Genomic DNA, 20,339 nt, shown 5'->3' on the forward strand with positions numbered 1-20,339 from the left:
GTTGACCAAAGGCGTCATTATATAATGTTCGCGCCTGTTGCGCGTCCCCAATTTTAGACAAATCGAGCAGCGCGGCGAAAATTTATCGCCATTAGCGCAAGCCTTATTTGAGGATACGCTCTAAATATGTATGCTAAGTGCATTTTTCAAGTCATGGTGTCGTCGCTTGGTAAAACTCTATTGCCCGTCCTTTGCGCTGTTTACTTTTTGTCAGTGCCTGCCTGCGCAACAAAAATCGTGCTACATTATTTTTACCGATTATTCTTTCATTTATACACCCTATCTATCATAAAAGGTCACTCTATGCGCGCGGTATTTTTAGACAGAGGCACATTTTCAGACGACATTGATTTACCCACTCCTGAGGGCATCACCGATTACCAAGTGTTTGATGACACTCCGCAAGACATTGATACGCTACGTGAGCGCTGCCAAGACGCGGACATCATCATCACCAATAAGGTTAAATTAAATAAAGATCTTATCGACAGCTTGCCCACGCTTAAGCTGATTCAACTGACCGCGACAGGAATGAACAATGTCGATAGTGCCGCCTGCGAGGCAAATGACGTGGCGCTTTATAATGTCGCAGGCTACGCGGTCAAAAGCGTGCCTGAGCATACCTTTATGCTGATGCTCTCTGCCATGCGCGCAACCTTGCATTATCACAATAAAGTCACGGACGGCAGCTGGGCGAACGATGGTAATTTTTGTTTATTGGACGTGCCGCTGCTCGATTTGGAAGACCGTACGCTGGGCATTATCGGCGTCGGCACGATTGGCAAGCGCGTCACTGAGATTGCTCGCGCCTTTGGCATGACCGTGCTGTGGGCAGAGCATGAGGGACGCGAGCCACGCAGCAGCGACTATACCGACTTCGATACTGTGCTGGCGCAGTCGGATGTCATTAGCCTGCACTGTCCGCTGACCGATGCCACTGAGCAGCTGATTAATTCAGCAACCATCGCGAAGATGCAACAGCGCCCGCTTATCGTCAATGTGGCACGTGGCGGCGTGGTGGACGCGCAAGCGGTGGTCGAGGCAATTAATGATAATAAACTCTTAGGCTACGCCAGCGACGTCTTTGCCCAAGAGCCCATCGCCAGCGACGACCCACTCCACACCCTAGCCCAGCATCCGCGCGTCATCTTTAGCCCGCACAATGCGTGGGGCAGCAAGGCAGCGCAGTTGAATCTATGGGACACTTTATGCGCGCAGGTTAAGGACTTTATTCATAAAACCTAGGGCGTGTACTAAAAACGGGACGGCTCTGGCTATTTACAGTTATTTAAAACGGTACAGGGCTTTCCCAGTCCATCCACGCGCCCAAGACAGGATGCTTGAGGCGTAACTGGTGCGCGTGCAGGTTGAGGCGCGGTGCTATCGCAAGCGCGGTATCGGTCGCGTAAATGGGGTCGCCAATCATCACATGCCCCACATGCACCATATGCACGCGCAGCTGATGGCTACGCCCTGTCACAGGCTTGAGCGCCACACGCGTTACCCACTCGCCCGCGCATTCTTCATGCCCCAGCACTTCATACAAGGTGAGCGCGTGTTTTTTCCAATCCTTATCGACAACATGGCGCGGCTTGGTCGTAGGCTCATAGCGCACAGGCACATTAATCTCGCCCTTATCGCCGACCGATAGCCATTTGCCCATCACACGCGCCGCGTACTGCTTTTGTGGCAAGCGCTCAATAAACTGCTTGCTGATGTGCGTTTGCGCGGCGGCATTTTTGGCAAAAATCATAAGGCCCGAGGTGTCCATATCCAGCCGATGTATCAGTTTGACTGCAGGATTGGCACGCTCTAAGCGGGAGAGCAAACTGACCTTAAGCGATTTGCCATCGACGCTAAGCAAGCCTGCTGGCTTGTCTACGACCCAAATATCGTCATCTTCATAGACGGTAATCGACTGGGCAAATTGTTTAAAAAAGTCAACGCTATAGCCCGCTTCGGCCGCGTTCATCAAGGCCACATTTTCATCGGTAATTGGCATAAAACAGCTACTTATCATTAGGTTTTTAGAAAATCAGGGCGTGTCATCATTTAGATAGCGAGGCTTAAAAGGAGTCAATGGGCTAAGTGATGACACACCCTAATAAAAGCCGCCATAAGGCAACCATTGGTTTTACTCATAGTAATGGTTTAAGGATTTTAACACGCAAGCCTCTGCCATCGGTGCAGAAACGTGCTACTATGATGACACATTTTTTACCCATTTAAGGGTATTTGACCGCGCTCTACTGCCGTTTGGCCGCGCGTACTTAAATGGCACAACAAGAGAGAACAATTATGTCAGACCTTATTGTAAACACCACAGACACCGATTTTGATGCCGATGTATTGCAATCTGATGTCCCTGTATTGGTAGACTTCTGGGCAGCATGGTGTGGCCCATGTAAAGCCATCGCGCCTATTTTAGAAGATTTGGCCGATGAGTACCAAGGCAAAGTCAAAATCGTTAAAGTCGACGTTGACAACCACCCACAATCAGCCAGCCGTTTTGGTATCCGCAACATCCCAACTCTGTTTGTTTTTAAAGATGGCGAAAAGGTTGACTCAGTGGTTGGCCTACAGTCAAAAGCTGAATTGGCAAAAGTACTCGATAAGCATCTCTAAGCTTAGCGGCACGCGTCGTTTATCTAAAATGACGTGTCAGGCAGCATCCTACTGCTGCGCAAACAGGTCATTATCTGCACAAGATAGTGGCCTTTTTTGTTTTTTTATCTGCAAAATAGCAATTATGCGCATTTTTTAGTGAAAATAATTGACAATAGAAGCTCTAAAACCGTATAGTCTGCTCACAAGAACAGCATAAGACGTTCTTAGGCGTCTGAGCGCCATTCTCCTCGTGTTTATCAACACAAAACACAGTTATTTTATTAAACAATTACTGATGCTGAGTTTTTCAAAAACTCTTATGTAGCCCCTCATCATTATTTTGTCGCCCCCGCCGCATGACCATTGCTGCTGGTGACAGATGCTACATAGTCATCAACTCTGTGCACACACCCTATCGCGATCGTATCGCTGCATTTATCTATGGCATAGGTTGTGCTGCTAACGGCAGTCCTCACCTGATCAACCGCTAATGACTTATCTATGAATTTAACTGAATTAAAGAAAAAATCAATCGCAGAGCTATTGGCAATCGCCAAAGAAATGGGTCTTGATAACATGGCGCGCAGCCGTAAGCAGGACATCATCTTTGCCATCTTAAAAACCCATGCCCGTAACGGTGAAGCCATCTATGGTGACGGGGTGCTTGAGGTGCTGCCAGACGGTTTTGGCTTTTTGCGCTCATCAGAAGGCTCTTATTTGGCAGGCCCTGACGACATTTATGTCAGTCCCAGTCAAATCCGCCGCTTTAACCTAAAGACAGGCGACAGTATCGCGGGGACGATTCGTCCACCCAAAGATTCTGAGCGTTATTTTGCGCTACTCAAAGTCGGTGAGATTAACTTTGATACCCCAGACCGCTCACGTCATAAGCTGATTTTTGAGAACTTAACGCCGCTATTTCCGACCGAACAGCTCAAGCTAGAAGTGGGTAACGGCACGACCGAAGACTTGACAGGACGTATCATTGACCTGATTGCCCCTATCGGTAAAGGTCAGCGCTCTATCATCGTCGCGCCGCCTAAAGCGGGTAAGACCGTTCTTCTACAGTCTATCGCCCAGTCCATCACCCGCAACAATCCAGAATGTTACCTTATCGTGCTGCTCATCGATGAGCGTCCTGAAGAAGTGACTGAGATGGTGCGTACCGTGCGCGGTGAAGTGGTCGCCTCAACCTTTGATGAGCCGCCCCAGCGTCACGTCCAAGTTGCCGAGATGGTGATTGAAAAAGCCAAGCGCTTGGTTGAGCACAAGCAAGACGTGGTGATTTTGCTCGACTCCATTACCCGCCTTGCACGCGCCTACAACACAGTGATTCCATCCTCAGGTAAGGTACTGACAGGTGGTCTTGATGCCAATGCCCTAGAGCGTCCTAAGCGCTTTTTCGGTGCGGCGCGTAATGTCGAAGAAGGTGGCAGCTTGACCATCATCTCAACCGCGCTTATCGACACAGGCAGCAAGATGGACAGCGTGATTTTTGAAGAATTTAAAGGCACAGGTAACCAAGAGATTACCCTTGAGCGTGACTTGGCCGAAAAACGCGTCTTCCCATCGATTAATATTAAGAAGTCAGGCACGCGCCGCGAAGAGCGTCTGCTCGATGAAGATACCTTGCGTAAAGTCTGGATTCTACGCAAGCTATTGCAGCCGATGGATGGCGTGCAGGCCACTGAATTCTTGCTGGATCGCCTAAAAGAAGCCAAGACCAATGACGACTTCTTTGAGCAAATGAAGCGCAAATCACAGAACTAAACCATTAATAACGAGTACATGTATTTTAATGGTCATTGTTTTAAATACGGATAATTAATGTTTTGGCGACAGCTTGTTTATTGTTACCCAGCATGGCCTAATTGTTAAAAACCCCATGCGCTAATATGTCGCTAGGTGATTACAAATACCGTAATTATCCCAATCATTGTTCACTTTATACCCATAAAAGGCTGCCCATAGGCAGTCTTTTTTTATTGTTGTAGGGCGTGTCTTCATAAGAATTTTACTCAAGCAGATAGCAGTTATATCTGCAACAATAAGCAGTTCTGTGCGTGTGGATAGGAAAAGTTACCTAGGATACATAGTGGAAACATCGATTACACAGCGTTTGCAAAGCTTAGCGTTTTTACTACGACTTACCGATGTCCCCTGTCCTATGATAGGAACAAGATGATAATGCTTATTTAGACCATTTGCTTTTTGAGGATAAGGATAAAGAGGGTTTGCGTTTCTAGTTACTATTGCTTAAATAAACGCAGATAAAAAAATATAAAATCATATATATTTTTGTATCTTTTTTTAGTCAAAAACGGCAACGTTAACGACAGTAGAAAACCATTCTTTATCTTTATTATTTTATATCAAAGTTTTAGTATAAAAACATCTGCCATTATTCATCGTGACTTTTTATATCAACGACACATATAGGTGACATTATGAAATTTGCAAAGACTATCGCGATGACGGCCATTACCAGTGCAGCAGTAGCCATGACGGGTTGTAGCTCGACAGGCACTTATAATAGCGGCCTGAGCAATACCACTAAGGGCGCTGCTGCAGGTGCTGCTGCAGGCGCACTTATCCGTAGTGGCGGCGACAGTAAGGACATCGCACGTGGCGCACTTGCTGGTGCAGCGCTTGGTGGTGCTGGTGGTTATGTGATTGACCATTCTAATTAATAACGTGGTATGTATAGCGCTATTCGTAACCACGGACGTTATCGTTAGTAGCGACCGTCTATAACCGTAAAGTTCTATTAAACCAGATTTCTTATGCGCTACTGAAAAGCCTACAGTTTATTGTAGGCTTTTTAATGCGTATTGTATTTCGCTTTTGGCAAATCATATCTTACTTGTACTACCTTTTACCTATTTTTTAACTCCCTTATCCTTAAGAGCAGTACACACAAAAATACGCCGCGAACGGCAGCGCATCTGTTCTTTTTAAGCTTAAGCATAAGTTATAGGGCGTTACCAAAAGTATCGCATGATTGTACATCGCCACTTTGTAAGCCACGAGTGAACCACTCTACGCGCTGCTGGCTCGTTCCATGCGTAAAGTTATCTGGTGAAACCGACGCGCCGCTGGCTTGCGCAAGGCGATCATCGCCGATTTGGCTAGCGGCATTAATGGCCTCATCAATATCACCTGCTTCCAAAAACTGGACACGGGCTTGATTACGGTTCGCCCATACGCCTGCAAAGCAATCGGCCTGTAGCTCTTGAAGTACAGACAGGTGGTTGCCTTTTGCGCGGCTTGCCGTTTGGCGTACTTGATTGACCTGTTGCGAGATACCGAGCAGCGTCTGTACATGATGACCAACTTCATGAGCAATGACATAGGCTTGTGCAAAGTCGCCTGCTTTACCTTGGTTTTCAGCATCTCCCGAACCTTGCTGGTCGCCTGTGATACCCAGCTGTTGACGCATTTCTGCAAAAAAACTGGTGTCTAAATAGACCGTTTTATCCCCTGGACAATAAAATGGCCCTGTCGCTGAAGATGCCGACCCACATGCAGAGTTAATACGATTGTTAAAAAGTACCAGCTGTGGCTCTTCATAAGTCAGATTGTTTTGTTGAAATATTTGATGCCAAACCTCTTCGGTATCTGCCAGCACCACTTTAACAAACTGCGTGTCTCTATCATTCGCCGTTGCGACCTCTGTCTCGCTGCTATTACCACCGCCAGCAATCACCTGACCTGTCTGCAAGGCTGTCATGGGATTCACACCAAAGACCAGCCACAGTATGCCTGCGATAATGATACCACCGATACCTCCACCCAAAAGCTTACCGCCGCCTGTACTGCTACGTACGTTGTCGCTACCTCGTCTGCCTTGCCATTTCATACGTCTCTCCATTATTTGTTGTTATCGTAGTCATTGTGCTTATGACGATTTACCGTACGTATAGATAATCGCTGTGCTTGATTCTATTCATTTATCCTTTCTATCCATGCTTGCCGTCTATCCTACTATAATGTCGCTTAAAGTATACTTCTATGCATACTTAGATACGTCTTGGATAGATTGTGTCATTAAATCGTTATTTTGTATCGCAAACAGGCTATCACTATGATAAATAAAGAAACATGCTTTATTTATCTGGATAAAACATAAAAATTATTTGTATCTATATTACTAATGCAATCGATTATACGGAAAGTAAGAATCGTTGTTGTATTAAAAACAATATTAAAATGAAATATTGCAAATTTTTTACAATTTTTATTGTTACTTAATTGTACAGCCTCTTTTCATTTCATAAAAAAGACTATAGAATGCGTGAAAGCTGAGGAGCTGTGACTGAGGACATTTGGATACTTAAAGTTTCCAAGTACTCTGTTTTTTGTTATCGCTTCTGCTCATTTCATTTTTGGAGATTAGATATGAAACTTAAATTACTTGCTCTAGCTGGTATCATGACTGCAACTATGGGCCTAACTGCCTGTGACAGCAACACCGAAAACGCTGCTGAAGACCTATCTGACGCGCAAGAAGAAGTGCAAGACGCACAACAAGAGCTTGATGAAGCTGCTGCTGACGGCGAAGCAACTGCTGGCGCTGACGCGGCTGTAGCTGACGCTGAAGCAAACATCGCTGACGCTCAAGACGCTACTGCTACTACTGAAGTAGACGCAGAAGTTCCAGCTGACGGCGGCGCTACTGCTGACATCGACGCTGGCACTGACGCTATGGACGCAGAAGCTGCTGACGCTGCTGACGCACCAGCTGATGCTACTACAGAGACCACTACTGCTCAGTAATTCTGACAGTCGGTATCTGATAGAAAGAAGGGAGCCTATTGGCTCTCTTTTTTTATGTCTGTATTTTAAAAAAACTGTTGTAAGCGGATATTTGACAGCCGAGCTATAGTATCCATATTTGAGCTACAAAAGTCATGATACTCACTACAAGAGTAACGCCATTCATCAATCTATAGGTAAGCAGACACGACAAAGCCCCATTGCATACGCTGAAGGCAGCAACAGGGCATTAAAAATACAGAGAGGTTTAACGGTTACAATGAAGTTGCTTAAGACCCATTAAGACAAGTGCTCATCCACTTTTTGACGGAACTTTTGTCCTGTCTTAAAAGTGACAACACGGCGCGCTGATACAGCAACTGCTTCACCTGTCTTCGGGTTGCGACCGGGACGGCTGTCTTTGTCTTTTAATTCAAAGTTACCAAATCCTGAAAGCTTCACTTCCCTACCGTCAATCAGACTTTCTGATAGCTCATCAAAAAAGCCTTCAACCAGACAGCGTCCTTCTTGACGGGTCAAGTTTAGATGGCTCATCAAATGCTCAATCATATCAGATTTGGTCAAAGTACTCACAGTACATCTCCTAGCCTAGGCGGGTAATTCACGGTCACATGATGTGGCGGTATGATAAGTGGGTCATACCACAAAAAACAGCCGATACCCAACCGCATAGACGACTTGGTATCAGCGATATTTATGGCATGATAGCCATTATAACATGATGGTTATGGTTGTGGCAGCATCAACTGTCGCGCAGTTGCACTTGGTGCGCTGTTGTCAGCGCTTTGATCACAGCGTCGGTGGCTTGTTTGATGGTGTCATCAGACAAGGTCTGGGTTTTGTCTTGCCAAATCAGCGCAAATGCTAGCGAGCGCTGCCCTTGAGGCACGTGTTCACCTTGATACACGTCAAACAAGAACACATCGCTCAACAATGCGCCCGCCGCCTGACGGATGGTAGCTTGCAGCGTTTGCACACTGATTTGCTTATCGACAAGCACAGCAATGTCACGGCGTACTTGCGGGAACTTGCTTGGCGTAGTGATGGCGTGCATTTCGCGTGCCAAGTCGAGTAGCGGTGCCAATGCCAACTGAGCGACCCACGTGGTGGGTAAATCAAGCGCTTTGCTGGTGCTTGGGTGCAGTTGACCGAGCCAGCCGATATAAACATCATCCACATATAGCTTGGCGCTTTGACCAGGATGCAAAAAGTCCAAGTCAGCACGCTCGTAACGTACGCGAGATGCATTAATATGTACAGGCAGCAGTTGCTCGACATCGTGCTTTAAATCAAAAAAGTCACTGCTGCGGTTTTGGTAGGCTTGCTCATCCCACACATCACCGACAGATACCAGCGCAAGGCTTGGCGTTTGTACCAGCTCACTGATTTTTTGTCCAACAAAGCTTAGACCGGTTTCAAAGAAGCGAATACGCGACTGCTGACGATTAAGGTTGTATTGCACACAAGGCAATAAGCTCGATAGCAAAGTACGGCGCATGACTGCCAAATCACTAGAAATCGGATTTGCCAAGGCCAGCACCTCACCCAACGCCGCATCATCAATAATACTTTCAAGCTTGGCATCACTAAAGCTAAAGCTGATGGCTTCCATATAGCCGATGTCCACCAGCGCACGCTTCATATAATACGTCAAATCAGCAGTGTCGTCATAGTCCATGCTCACCTTTAGCGCAGGCAAGGCACTTGGAATATTATCGTAGCCATAGATACGCGCAATCTCTTCAATCAAGTCTTCTTTGATGCTCATATCAAAGCGATAAGATGGCGGTGTGCATACCAGCGCGTCTGCTTGTGTTTCAACCGCAAAGCCCAATTGGGTTAAGATACGCTGCATGTCATCAGTAGCAATCTCAATGCCCAAGACGTCTTTGACTTTGGTAATCGGTAGCGTGATTGGCGCACGCGTTGGCAAGTAGCCAAGCTGCTCAGTGACCACAGGGCTGCTGACCTGACCACCTGCCACACGGGTAATAATGTCTGCGGCACGCGCAAGCGCCAATGCGGGCAATTCAAAATCCACCCCACGCTCAAAGCGCTGTGACGCATCGGTATGTAAACCAAAGCGGCGCGCACGGCCTGCAATCGCGAGTGGTGCAAAAAAGGCACTCTCAAGTACGATGTTGGTGGTACTGTCTGAAATACTGCCACGCTTAGCACCCATAATGCCTGCCAGCGCTAAAATACCTTTGTCATCCGCAATCACCAGCTCATCGCCCGTTAGGGTCACGCTTTGGTCATTTAATAAAGTGACTTGCTCGCCCGCTGTTGCCAAGCGCACTTTGATATCACCCTCGATGCAATCGGCATCAAAGGCATGCAGCGGTTGACCCAGCTCAAGCAGCACATAGTTGGTCACATCGACCAAAAAGTTATGGCTACGCAGACCTGAATGCAACAAGGCATCTTGTAGCCATTTTGGTGTTGGGATACTGCGATCAATGCCGTTAATACGCTGTAACAAATAACGTGGACACGCCTCATCTGCGCTTAAACTAACACTTGGCGCACTGATAGCATCGCTATGTGCTTCTAGCGCATCAGGAATTCTTGGTGCTTGTGTGTCCAGGGCATTAATCACCGCAAGCTCGCGCGCAATACCGCGCACACTAAAACAGTCGCCACGGTTTGGCGTGATAGAAATATCTAGGATTTGATTGTCTAGACCCAAATACTCGCGAATGTCCACACCAACAGGCGCGTCCGCAGGCAGCTCAAGCAGACCGTCAACCTCATCAACCAAGTCAATCTCTGAAGCACCGCACAGCATACCGTGCGATGCCACACCGCGTAGCTTACCTTTTTTAATCTTAAAACCCGCTTTACCATTACTGGCGTCATCGCTTGGTAATACCGCGCCGATGGTCGCTACGGGCGCTTTTATGCCCACATGGACATTGGGCGCGCCGCAGACGATTTGTAACGGCTCATCACTGCCGATATTAACTTTGGTCACGCGCAATTTGTCGGCGTCAGGATGCGGCTCAACGTCAATCACTTCACCGACGACCACACCACTAAACGCACGCGCCACACTATAGCGATCGTCAATCTCAAGACCCGCCATGGTCAGCTGCTCAGCAAGTGCTGCACTGCTGATAGCAGGATTTACCCATTGACGTAGCCACTGTTCGCTGATTTTCATAACTGTCTCGAATCAAAATATCAAAATAGAGGTGATAAGACGGGATAGCCTTATCTACGAATCAAAATACTGAGGACTTTTCAATTTAGCCGAACTGCTTTAAAAAGCGCACGTCATTTTGGAAAAACAGACGCAAATCATCAATGCCGTAATACAACATGGCAAAGCGCTCGATGCCCATACCAAAGGCAAAGCCTGTGTATTTTTCGCTATCAATACCACAGTTGGTTAGTACTTGAGGATGCACCATACCGCAGCCCATGACTTCAAGCCATTTGCCACTGTCGGTCAAGATATCGACTTCGGCTGATGGCTCAGTAAATGGAAAGAACGACGGGCGGAAACGGACGGTCAATGATTTGCCAAAGAACGCTTCTAAGAATTCGCTGATTAAGCCTTTGAGTTCAGCAAAGGTGCTCGACTCAGTGACCATCAAACCCTCTAACTGATGGAACATCGGTGAATGCGTCTGGTCTGAGTCACAGCGGTACACACGGCCTGGGCAAATCACGCGAATCGGCGGCGCTTTGTCTTCCATCGTACGAATCTGTACAGGGCTGGTATGCGTACGCAACAGATAGTGCGCATCAAAATAGAAGGTGTCGTGCATTGCACGCGCTGGATGATGCGAGGGGATATTTAGCGCTTCAAAGTTGTAGTAGTCACTCTCAACTTCTGGACCTGTCGCCACATTAAAGCCCGCCTGCACAAAAAACTGCTGCATACGCTGGGTAATCATGGTCACAGGGTGCAGGTGCCCTTTTTGTGCGCCGCGTGCTGGCAAAGTGATATCAACACGTTCAGCTTCTAACTTGGTATTTAATGCTTTGGCGTCAAGGACTTGTTGCTGCTCGGTCAGTGCCGCTTGAATACGGCTGCGCACTTCGTGCAGCATACCACCGTATGTTTTTTTGGCGTCCGCATCGAGCTTACCAAGCTGCTTTGACCAACCTGTTAACGCGCTCTTTTTACCTGTCAGTGTGACGCGCAGCTGCTGCAAATCGGCAGCGCTTTGGGCGTGCTCAATGTGAGCAATCGCCGCGTCAGTAAAACTCGTAAATTCGTTTTGGCGAAGGTCACTTAGAGTCTCAGATAGGGTCGGTAACGCCGACAAATCGCTAGTGGCAGCAGGGGTAGTCATAAGACGCAGTATTCCTGATTTGAACAGACTATTTATTGTAAGGATTTAATGGGATATTGCAAACCATTTACCATGCCCTTGTTAGCGCGGCTTGAAGATACCGTGATGATGAGCAAACGCTCAGTCTATCATCAATCGGTTTTCGGTACACGGTTTGCAACCACATAAAAAAAGCCACCGACGAGCGGTAGCCTTTTTTAATCAGTAGCTAAAACACGCCTGAGCGTTATTGTCTTAGGCCAGCTGAGCTTTTGCTTTTTCAACCAACGCGCCAAAAGCAGCAGCATCGTGCATAGCGATGTCAGCAAGAACGCGACGATCGATTTCGATGTTTGCTTTTTTAAGACCGTTAATAAAGCGGCTGTAGCTTAGACCGTTAACACGTGCGCCAGCATTGATACGTGCAATCCATAGACGACGGAAAGTACGTTTTTTGTTGCGACGGTCGCGGTAGGCGTACTGACCAGCTTTGGTTACCGCTTGTACTGCTACGCGGTAGACGCGTGAACGAGCGCCGTAGTAGCCTTTAGCACGTTTTAGGATGTTTTTGTGACGGCGATTTGCCTGTACACCACGTTTTACACGGGCCATAATTTACTCCAAGATAAATAGTTAAGATTCAGAAAAATGCGTGTCGATTAGATGTATGGGCACATACGACGAATAGCTGCTTCGTCAGACTTGTGTACCATCTTCAGACCGCGCAATTGGCGAATACGCTTAGCTGATTTCTTGGTCAAGATATGGCTCTTGAATGCTTGCTTGTGCTTAAAGCCAGTCGCTGTTTTTTTGAAGCGTTTGGCAGCGCCACGCTTGGTTTTCATCTTCACTTTCATGTGAGTTGCCTCTTTGTCTTTGTTGTCGTTTGATCGGCTGACGCCCATCAAACCAGACAGATAAAGTAAGAACCTGTTCGTCAGAGCCTTATCTGGATAATCACCAGACACTCTGCCTTGAGGTGGGAGGCGCTATTTTAGCAGAAGTCTTTGTCATTTGCCAAGCGGCGTTTGCTCGATAGGCAATAAAACATCGCTATAAAAGCGTAACTTGCTCATCGCCGTGTTTTGGACGGTTTGCGCCATAACAACGCCCGCCTATTTCCTTACATTTATTGTGACTATTAGAAAAAGCCGCTCATGCTAATCATCGACATTTTTTAATTATTTGTTTTTACCCTTATCATAAAAACAATCTTTATAAGATGCCTAGGTATGGATGTCTCTAGACACGATTTGCAATCGCTTTTTTCCTAGAAAGCAATGCGTTGACATAAAATGGATAATAGAATATTACCATTTGTCCCAAAATTGATTGAAACCAAATACAAGCTATGCTTTAGTAAGTATGATGCTAAAACTGAGTTTAGCGCTAATATGTTAATCACAAGACAGTAAGAATCATCATCGCTAATATCTTTATTTTAGTTGACAGTTTTTATGAAATGGCAGTTGTACTTTTTGGTATGTCCTATTATGCTGCCACATTCGCTTGAGCCACCACATATCATTGCAGGAGACAACGTTGATACATCAAGATCTGACGTTTGATAGCAGGGTGTTTGTCTTTGAGACCGTCATGCGTGTGCGCAATACTGAGATTGACAGCACTCAGTATCTCACCCTTGAGGCATTGACCGCACAGCTTTCTGAGGCGCGCGCCCGTTTTTTATACTCTAAAGGCATAAAGGAGATGAACGCTGAGTACCAAGGTCTTTTGACAGACAATATTCAGTTGGCCGTTAGTAGCCGCGTGCGCGCGCGCGAGGAGCTGCTCTTTGAAGTGGGCGTAGAGTCTCTTGATGACAACGGCGGACAAATTGCGATCAAAGTGACACGGATGTATGACGGCTCATTGGTCGCTCAGGCGCGTATGCACTTTATTAATTACGATTATCGCTTGAATCGCACGGTTTCAATGAATGAGCTCATAAAAGAAGCGCTTGAGCCGCAACCGTTTGAGCTGTAATAAACTACATGCTATCTTTAAAGCTGTTTTTCGTGCAGGTGCTATAGCGCGCTGTACGGTTCTTCGACTTTATATAAGATGGCATACTGATGATGACAGCACCTGCTTGGCTCGATAACGTAAGTTTTAATGCTGATGGCCTGATTCCTGCGATTGCTCAAGATAAGCAGTCAGGACGTGTTTTAATGATGGCTTGGATGAATGCAGAAGCGCTGACGCTCACCGCTGAGCGCAAAGAGGCCATTTATTTTTCGCGCTCACGCAGTCGCTTGTGGCATAAAGGCGAAACCTCAGGGCATACGCAGCAGGTGCATGACATTTATCTTGATTGTGATGCCGATGTCATTATTTTAACCGTCACGCAGATTGGCGGTATTGCCTGTCACACAGGGCGCGAGTCTTGCTTTTATCGCCGCCTAGATACCGATAGCGACACGCCTACGTGGGAAAGTGTCGATCCTGTCTTAAAAGACCCAAACGATATTTATAATACTTCTACCGCTACAGAGACGCACACCGCCACGCCTGAAACAACACACGCAAAAGCCCATTCTGACACGCATTCTAGCGACCATACCGCGATATTAACCGAGCTGGACGCCGTACTTGCCGAGCGTAAAGCCGCCGACCCTGATAGCTCGTATGTTGCAAGCCTCTATGCTAAAGGGTTAAATAAAATACTCGAAAAAGTCGGTGAAGAGAGTGTCGAGAGCATCATTGCTGCCAAAGACCTCGCTGCCAATAAAGACGATAGCGATGCCCGCCATGAGCTGATTTATGAAACGGCGGATGTGTGGTTTCATAGTCTGGTTGCCATATCTTGGTTTGATATCCCATCAGATGCGGTCTTAAATGAGCTGGCACGCCGCTTTGGTTTGTCAGGTATTGAGGAAAAGGCAGCACGCAGCAAAGGTTAAGTGTTTGACTTCTTAGCTTTTTATGGCGAAATGGTTCAACTTATCCATTCCTATTTACCCCTCAAGCACGTTATAATACCCCAAATTGTTTATAGCATGGCACAGGCGATTATTTTTACGAATAATCGCCTATATTTTCTGCAATACATAAAACCTTCACATTTACAGGTTAAGATGCGGCGGATAAGCAAAAGGTGCTAAAATAGACAGCACGTCTCCTCAAGACATAAGGATACCCATTATGGGCAGTTTTTCTATTACGCATTGGCTGATTCTATTGGTTGTCGTGGTGGTGGTATTTGGTACTTCCAAACTCAAGAATGCAGGCAAAGATTTGGGCGGTGCGGTCAAAGGCTTTAAAGATGCGGTAAAAGACGAGCAAACCGAGCATGCCAACAAGCAACGTGTGCTTGATCATGAGCAGCGCGCCACTAAGTCGTCTATTGATGATGCCGAAATCAGCACAGATAAAGACAAGCATAGCGTATAGTTGACGAGAGCGCAGGCGGATATTTTTGATGGCTGATCTTTTTTTATCGTTAATAGCGGTATTGGACGCTTATGTTTGATATTGGATTCTCTGAGCTGTTGCTGTTCGGCGTGATTGCGCTTATTGTGCTGGGTCCAGAAAAGCTGCCACAAGCAGCGCGCACCGCAGGTCAGTGGTACGCCAAGATTCGCCGTACGGTCACCACGCTGCAATCTGAGATTGAAGCCGAGCTGGACTTGGCAGAGACGCGCAAGCAAATGCAAGACGAGCTGGCAAAGATTCGCCAAACCGAAGCACAAATGCAGCAAGAAATCGCCGCCATGCGCAGTAATATGCAAGAATTAAAACAGTCGGCTCATACCACCACGGGCGCAACGACTGCTAACCAAAGCACATCACAAGCAAACACCGCTGCCGCGGCTGCCGATATAAATACCGCTATCGATGATGACACTTCAGCAGATGACTTAGCAAAAGACAATACTGTTGTCGATGTACCGATTATGACCCGCCCATGGGAAAATATGTGGTTTTATTTAGGCGCTTATGACAAAGCGCGCCGCCTACCTCCTGCCCCGCGCATGCCCAACTATCAAGCCGATACCCTGCTATACACCCACCAGCAGCCTGCTGCCAGCACCACGCCTCAGGAGGCATCATGAGCCTACTCAAGCGTAAACCTGACGATAAACTCAATACTGAAAAAGACCAGCCAGCGGCGACAGACGCTATTTCTGAAGCGCTTGGCGACATGCCCATCACTGAGCATTTGATTGAGCTGCGTGCGCATTTGATTAAGATTTGCGTGGCGATATTGGTGGTGTTTTTGGGACTGGTGGGCTTTTCGCGCAAGCTGTATGATATTTTGTCCGAGCCATTGGTAGCACAGCTGCCTGCCAATGCCACCATGATTGCGACAGATATCACGTCCAACTTTATGGCGCCCATTCGCTTGACCGTATTTGTGGCGGCGTTTATAGCGATGCCGTATATTTTGTATCAGATTTGGTCGTTTGTCGCACCAGGGCTGTATCGTAAAGAAAAACGCATTGCCATCCCTGTGTTGATATCGTCCATTGGGCTGTTTTATGCAGGCGTGGCGTTTGCCTATTTTGTGGTATTAAAAGGCGTGCTGAAGTTTTTTATCACCTTTGCCCCGCAAAATGTGATTCCGATGACCGATATCGACAGCTATCTGAGCTTTGCCATGAAGCTGTTTATGGTCTTTGGCTTAACCTTCGAAATCCCTGTCGTTACGTTGCTGTTGATATTGGTCGGCATCGTCTCCATTGAGAGTCTCAAGGACAAGCGGCGCTATATCATCGTTGGCTGCTTTGCGGTCGCAGCGGTGGTGACACCACCCGATGGCGTATCGATGCTGATGCTCGCCATTCCGATGTGGCTGCTGTTTGAGCTGGGGCTGATATTGGCAGCGCTTTTGATTACCAAGCGCACTGACAGCGACGCCCTGCCAGCACAGACCGACCGCTGATTCTCTTCTTTTCTTACTCACCTCCTTGCGCTTGTCATGACGGTACGAGTATGGGCCATACGCCTATATTTGTGTGCTGCGGACAGTCGCCTGCGGGTCTTTTGCTGTTAGGTTCTGACTATGTCTTCATCGATGCCCACGTATATGAGCCATCCCACCGACGAGCAGTTAAATGCGCTCAATATGGCAATGGACAAGCAGTCGTTTAAGGTGGTGGCATACGCAGGCGCAGGTAAGACGACGACGCTCAAGCTGATTGGCGAACGGCTGCGCGGACGCGGGCTGTACTTGGCATTTAACAAAGCTATTGCTACCGAAGCACGAGGCAAGTTCCCTGAGCACGTGGACTGCCGTACCTTTCACTCGCTCGCCTATCGGCACGTCCCGCGTGATATTACTGCCAAGCTGTCCTTGCCGCGCTTTTCACCCAAGCGCTTGGGCGATGATTTGGGCTTACAGACCGTACAAGTGCGGCGGCAGATGGATGGCGTGTATAAATACGTCAACCTCACCCCTGCCAAGCTGGCGCGCTTTGTCAGTGATGCCATCAGTTATTTTTGTAGCACGCATGCCAGCTACCCTGCGCCGCGTCATTTGCAGTTTCCCAACTGGATGATGGACGCCGACCAAGAGCAACTGCGTGAGACGCTATACCCTGCGGTTGAAAAGCGCTGGCTGCAGTCGATTGACCCGCGCCATCCTGCAGGCATTGGGCACGATATTTATCTTAAGCTGTGGGCGCTCTCAAAACCGAGCATTCCTGCTGATTTTATTTTGTTTGATGAGGCGCAAGATGCCGACCCGCTGATGATGGGTATTTTGACCCAGCAGTCCAAGCAGGTCATCTATGTGGGTGACGCGCACCAACAGATTTATGAATGGCGCGGCGCGGTCAATGCCATGAAAAAGCTGCCTTTACCGCAAACATTATTGACGCAGTCGTTCCGCTTTGGTGAGCCGATTGCTGAGGTTGCCAATACGCTACTGACCGCCTTGCAAGAAGATATTCCCTTAAAAGGCAATCCTGCGCGCACCTCCAGCACTGAGCGCATCTCTGCGCATGGCAGTAAAGACGCCATCTTGTGCCGTACCAATGCTGCTGCGATGGTGCAACTGCTGACAGGACTGAAACTCGGACACCGTGTGGCATTGCAAGCCGACACTGAGCGTATGCTGAAATTTTGCCAAGCCGCTGAAAATCTAAAACATGGCAAGTCCGCGTATGGTGTGCCTGAGCTGGCGTATTTTTATAATTGGTCAGACGTGCAAGAGTACGCCGAAACCAGTGAGGGCAGCGATTTAAAAACGCTGGTCAAGCTGGTCGATGACCACGGCACACAGGTGCTCAGCCAAGCGGTCAACAGCCTGACTGAGGTCAATAATGCCGATTACATTATCTCGACCGCGCACAAGGCAAAGGGTCTGGAATGGGGACGCGTACAGCTCGATGATGATTTTTATTACGACCTCACCACGCATGGCATTAAAATCAGTCCCGAAGAGCTGCGCTTGTTGTACGTTGCCTGCACCCGTGCTCAAGGCACGCTCGATATTCAAAACATCCAAGGCTTAATTTCAGGATTGCAGGCAGGGAAAAAGGTGATTTACGGGTCTTAAGTCTGGCTTGAAGCGCTTAACATAAGCTTGTTGCTCATTCGATACTCATCATGTTTTGTACTAGCAATTTAAATTACTGGCTAAGCTAACAGACAAAAAAACAGAATAAGATGAAAGATAAAAGATTTGATGTGACCACTCAGTAGTAGCTTCTTCTATTGCCAAGTCCTCATAGCGTACGATTAAAGGATTTTTAAAGCGTTTAATTTCTCTAAGGTCATCTTCGTTCGCATCTACTGCATTTATATCAGACATGTTGAAAGCAAAGGATAATGCCTGTACAGTTTCACCTTCTAAAGTCGTAGGTTGACTCACTTCATGATCTCTACCATATAGATTAGGGAAATAATTTAGTGAGTCAGCATCATCTTGACTTTCTTCAGTATAAACACAGTACCATTGACTATTTTCTGTATCGTAAGCCATATACTTAAAAAGCTTCCTTTGATACTCTGTTAAATCAGCCTCCCATAAATACAATGACCCATGGTCATTACCTATAAACACCTTACAGTTAGGGTTCGCATGTCTGGCAAACCAAGAAAAAACCTGCCTATTACCAAACTGAAACCCCGACCATTTATATTCTTTAGCAGATCCTAGCCAAAATATTTCTTTACAAGTCGAGCAAGCACTTTCTACATCTATACCCATGACTGTTTCCTTTTGGTCTACTATTAAAATACAGATACGTTATCATATGCCTCATTTATTTATGTTTGTATAAGCCTAATGAATTTTTCAAATAAACTCTTCCCCCACCCCGTCCGCCTCCTCGCGCCCATGGAAGGATTAACTGACCCATTGATGCGCCAAATCTTGACGCAGATAGCAACCGATTTAGGGCGTCCTTATGACTGGTCGGTCAGTGAGTTTATTCGGGTGACGCAGCACGTCTTGCCCGCGCACGTGTTTTACAAATACGTGCCTGAGCTACTCACGGCATCTAAGACCACATCAAACACACCGATTCATGTGCAGCTGCTCGGCAGTGACGCGCAGCTGATGGCAGAAAACGCCGCCTACGCCTCTGAGCTTGGCGCGCCTGCCATTGATATTAATTTTGGTTGTCCCGCAAAAACGGTCAATAGCCACCGCGGCGGCTCGGTGCTGCTCGATGAGCCTGAAGTGATGTACGAGATTATCCATGCCGTGCGCCGCGCTGTCCCTGACGACATTCCTGTATCGGCAAAGATTCGCTTGGGCTATACCGACACCTCGCGCATGGACGACATTCGCGGAGCGATTGACGCCAGCGGCGCGGATTGGTTGACCATACATGCGCGTACCAAAACCCAAGGCTACAAGCCGCCCGCGTACTGGGACAAAATCTTGGCGTTTAATAGCTTGCCGATACCTGTGATTGCCAATGGTGAGATTTGGCAGCACAGTCACGCCGCGCAGTGTATGGCGCAGGCGGGCACACAGCATTTGATGCTCGGACGCGGGGCGGTGACGCGCCCTGATTTGGTAGCGCGTATTGATACGCCTGATACAGACGCTACGCGCACGCTGTCTTGGCAGGCGCTCGTACCGCATCAAATTGCTTTTTTAGAAGGTGAAGCAAAGAACGACACCGTGCTGGTCGGGCGCTATAAGCAGTGGCTGGGGATGCTGAGTAAAGGCTATCCTGAGGCGCAAACGATATGGAATGATATTAAACGCGAAAAAAATAAGGCAGCCATTATTGCTGCCTTACAAAATACATTGCGTCAATTTGAGGCGTTAACGACCGCTTAGCCGCTGATACGTATCGCCAAATAAAACAGCATGAATGAGCACGCCAGCGACAGTAGCCACAAAATCGAGCGAAACAGCGCCAAATTGGTAATATAAGCGGCGCAGTAACCAATGCGAATCAGCACATACAGCCACGCCAGTTTGTTAATCACTCCTTGCGGTACAAAGAACAGCATGGCGACCACGACCGCTACCAAAAATATCGGCAGTGATTCGTAACTGTTTTTCTGTGCGGCATTAGCGCGAGCAGCCATGCCTGAAGTACGTGCCAAAAAATCGCGCGGATTGGCATTGTCCGAAAAACGAAACCCGCCTACCAGCTTGGCGATCATTGCCATGATAAAGGGCAACAGGCTCGCTACCACCATTGCCCAAATGGCGCTCGCTGCTCGACTGTCCGACAGCATCTCTAGCCATGCACTCATAATCTC

The 20,339-nt window shown here is 47.6% G+C and carries 21 protein-coding genes; 12 read left to right on the forward strand and 9 right to left on the reverse strand.

Features of this window, described 5'->3' with window-relative positions; all coding sequences use genetic code 11:
- Positions 1-303: 303 nt before the first annotated feature.
- A complete protein-coding gene (locus JIE71_RS04295) occupies positions 304-1,245 on the forward strand; it encodes a D-2-hydroxyacid dehydrogenase (RefSeq protein ID WP_199507498.1) in 942 nt (313 codons plus the stop codon).
- A 43-nt stretch (positions 1,246-1,288) separates the two neighbouring features.
- Here the strand turns inward: JIE71_RS04295 and JIE71_RS04300 are convergent, their stop codons facing one another.
- Positions 1,289-2,002, reverse strand: coding sequence for an RluA family pseudouridine synthase (locus tag JIE71_RS04300; RefSeq protein ID WP_199507499.1), 714 nt, complete (start codon positions 2,000-2,002; stop codon positions 1,289-1,291).
- Between the two features lie 296 nt (positions 2,003-2,298).
- Between JIE71_RS04300 and trxA the strand changes: the two genes are divergently transcribed.
- The 3 genes from trxA to JIE71_RS04315 all read left to right on the forward strand — a co-directional run bounded on the left by trxA (position 2,299) and on the right by JIE71_RS04315 (position 5,297).
- Positions 2,299-2,625 (forward strand): thioredoxin, encoded by a 327-nt coding sequence (trxA, locus tag JIE71_RS04305; RefSeq protein WP_199507500.1) that lies wholly within the window; start codon positions 2,299-2,301, stop codon positions 2,623-2,625.
- A gap of 483 nt (positions 2,626-3,108) precedes the next feature.
- Positions 3,109-4,377 (forward strand): transcription termination factor Rho, encoded by a 1,269-nt coding sequence (rho, locus tag JIE71_RS04310; protein WP_199507501.1) that lies wholly within the window; start codon positions 3,109-3,111, stop codon positions 4,375-4,377.
- Between the two features lie 677 nt (positions 4,378-5,054).
- Entirely contained in the window at positions 5,055-5,297 is a 243-nt protein-coding gene (locus JIE71_RS04315; protein WP_199507502.1) for a hypothetical protein, read from the forward strand.
- A gap of 281 nt (positions 5,298-5,578) precedes the next feature.
- On the opposite strand, the gene JIE71_RS04320 is transcribed toward JIE71_RS04315, so the two are convergent.
- On the reverse strand, positions 5,579-6,466 hold the full coding sequence (locus tag JIE71_RS04320) for a neutral zinc metallopeptidase (protein WP_199507503.1): 888 nt from the start codon (positions 6,464-6,466) through the stop codon (positions 5,579-5,581).
- A gap of 539 nt (positions 6,467-7,005) precedes the next feature.
- Here JIE71_RS04320 and JIE71_RS04325 point away from each other — a divergent pair.
- A complete protein-coding gene (locus tag JIE71_RS04325; protein WP_228284542.1) occupies positions 7,006-7,383 on the forward strand; it encodes a hypothetical protein in 378 nt (125 codons plus the stop codon).
- A gap of 279 nt (positions 7,384-7,662) precedes the next feature.
- Here the strand turns inward: JIE71_RS04325 and JIE71_RS04330 are convergent, their stop codons facing one another.
- The 5 genes from JIE71_RS04330 to rpmI form a co-directional block, all read right to left on the reverse strand.
- Positions 7,663-7,956, reverse strand: a complete 294-nt coding sequence (locus JIE71_RS04330) for an integration host factor subunit alpha (protein ID WP_199507504.1) — start codon at positions 7,954-7,956, stop codon at positions 7,663-7,665.
- Positions 7,957-8,125: 169 nt separating this feature from the next.
- On the reverse strand, positions 8,126-10,546 hold the full coding sequence (gene pheT / locus JIE71_RS04335; protein WP_199507505.1) for a phenylalanine--tRNA ligase subunit beta: 2,421 nt from the start codon (positions 10,544-10,546) through the stop codon (positions 8,126-8,128).
- 85 nt (positions 10,547-10,631) lie between these two features.
- On the reverse strand, positions 10,632-11,687 hold the full coding sequence (gene pheS, locus JIE71_RS04340; RefSeq protein ID WP_199507506.1) for a phenylalanine--tRNA ligase subunit alpha: 1,056 nt from the start codon (positions 11,685-11,687) through the stop codon (positions 10,632-10,634).
- A 234-nt stretch (positions 11,688-11,921) separates the two neighbouring features.
- The gene (rplT, locus tag JIE71_RS04345; RefSeq protein WP_199507507.1) at positions 11,922-12,278 is read right to left on the reverse strand and encodes a 50S ribosomal protein L20; all 357 of its coding nucleotides are present in this window, start codon (positions 12,276-12,278) and stop codon (positions 11,922-11,924) included.
- Between the two features lie 47 nt (positions 12,279-12,325).
- Positions 12,326-12,523, reverse strand: coding sequence for a 50S ribosomal protein L35 (gene rpmI, locus JIE71_RS04350; protein WP_199507532.1), 198 nt, complete (start codon positions 12,521-12,523; stop codon positions 12,326-12,328).
- Positions 12,524-13,208: 685 nt separating this feature from the next.
- Between rpmI and JIE71_RS04355 the strand changes: the two genes are divergently transcribed.
- The 6 genes from JIE71_RS04355 (at position 13,209) to JIE71_RS04380 (ending at position 18,168) form a co-directional block, all read left to right on the forward strand.
- Positions 13,209-13,652: an acyl-CoA thioesterase gene (locus JIE71_RS04355; RefSeq protein ID WP_228284543.1), complete on the forward strand. Its 444-nt coding sequence runs from the start codon at positions 13,209-13,211 to the stop codon at positions 13,650-13,652.
- A 92-nt stretch (positions 13,653-13,744) separates the two neighbouring features.
- Entirely contained in the window at positions 13,745-14,569 is an 825-nt protein-coding gene (gene hisIE, locus JIE71_RS04360) for a bifunctional phosphoribosyl-AMP cyclohydrolase/phosphoribosyl-ATP diphosphatase HisIE (protein ID WP_199507534.1), read from the forward strand.
- Between the two features lie 241 nt (positions 14,570-14,810).
- Positions 14,811-15,059: a Sec-independent protein translocase subunit TatA gene (gene tatA / locus JIE71_RS04365; RefSeq protein ID WP_199507508.1), complete on the forward strand. Its 249-nt coding sequence runs from the start codon at positions 14,811-14,813 to the stop codon at positions 15,057-15,059.
- A 71-nt stretch (positions 15,060-15,130) separates the two neighbouring features.
- Entirely contained in the window at positions 15,131-15,721 is a 591-nt protein-coding gene (tatB, locus tag JIE71_RS04370) for a Sec-independent protein translocase protein TatB (protein WP_199507509.1), read from the forward strand.
- Between the two features lie 89 nt (positions 15,722-15,810).
- Positions 15,811-16,551 (forward strand): twin-arginine translocase subunit TatC, encoded by a 741-nt coding sequence (gene tatC, locus JIE71_RS04375; RefSeq protein ID WP_323126909.1) that lies wholly within the window; start codon positions 15,811-15,813, stop codon positions 16,549-16,551.
- 120 nt (positions 16,552-16,671) lie between these two features.
- Positions 16,672-18,168: a UvrD-helicase domain-containing protein gene (locus tag JIE71_RS04380; protein WP_199507511.1), complete on the forward strand. Its 1,497-nt coding sequence runs from the start codon at positions 16,672-16,674 to the stop codon at positions 18,166-18,168.
- A 60-nt stretch (positions 18,169-18,228) separates the two neighbouring features.
- Here JIE71_RS04380 and JIE71_RS04385 read toward each other — a convergent pair whose 3' ends face one another.
- Complete coding sequence (locus tag JIE71_RS04385; protein ID WP_199507512.1) at positions 18,229-18,822, reverse strand: hypothetical protein; 594 nt, start codon at positions 18,820-18,822, stop codon at positions 18,229-18,231.
- Between the two features lie 78 nt (positions 18,823-18,900).
- Here JIE71_RS04385 and JIE71_RS04390 point away from each other — a divergent pair, with 78 nt between their 5' ends.
- Positions 18,901-19,908: a tRNA dihydrouridine synthase gene (locus JIE71_RS04390; protein ID WP_199507513.1), complete on the forward strand. Its 1,008-nt coding sequence runs from the start codon at positions 18,901-18,903 to the stop codon at positions 19,906-19,908.
- On the opposite strand, the gene JIE71_RS04395 is transcribed toward JIE71_RS04390, so the two are convergent.
- Positions 19,905-20,333, reverse strand: coding sequence for an MAPEG family protein (locus JIE71_RS04395; protein ID WP_199507514.1), 429 nt, complete (start codon positions 20,331-20,333; stop codon positions 19,905-19,907). The two genes, JIE71_RS04390 and JIE71_RS04395, sit on opposite strands and share 4 nt — an antisense overlap.
- Positions 20,334-20,339: the final 6 nt, after the last annotated feature.

The sequence above is a fragment of the Psychrobacter sp. bablab_jr014 genome (assembly GCF_016464015.1).
GTDB lineage: Bacteria > Pseudomonadota > Gammaproteobacteria > Pseudomonadales > Moraxellaceae > Psychrobacter.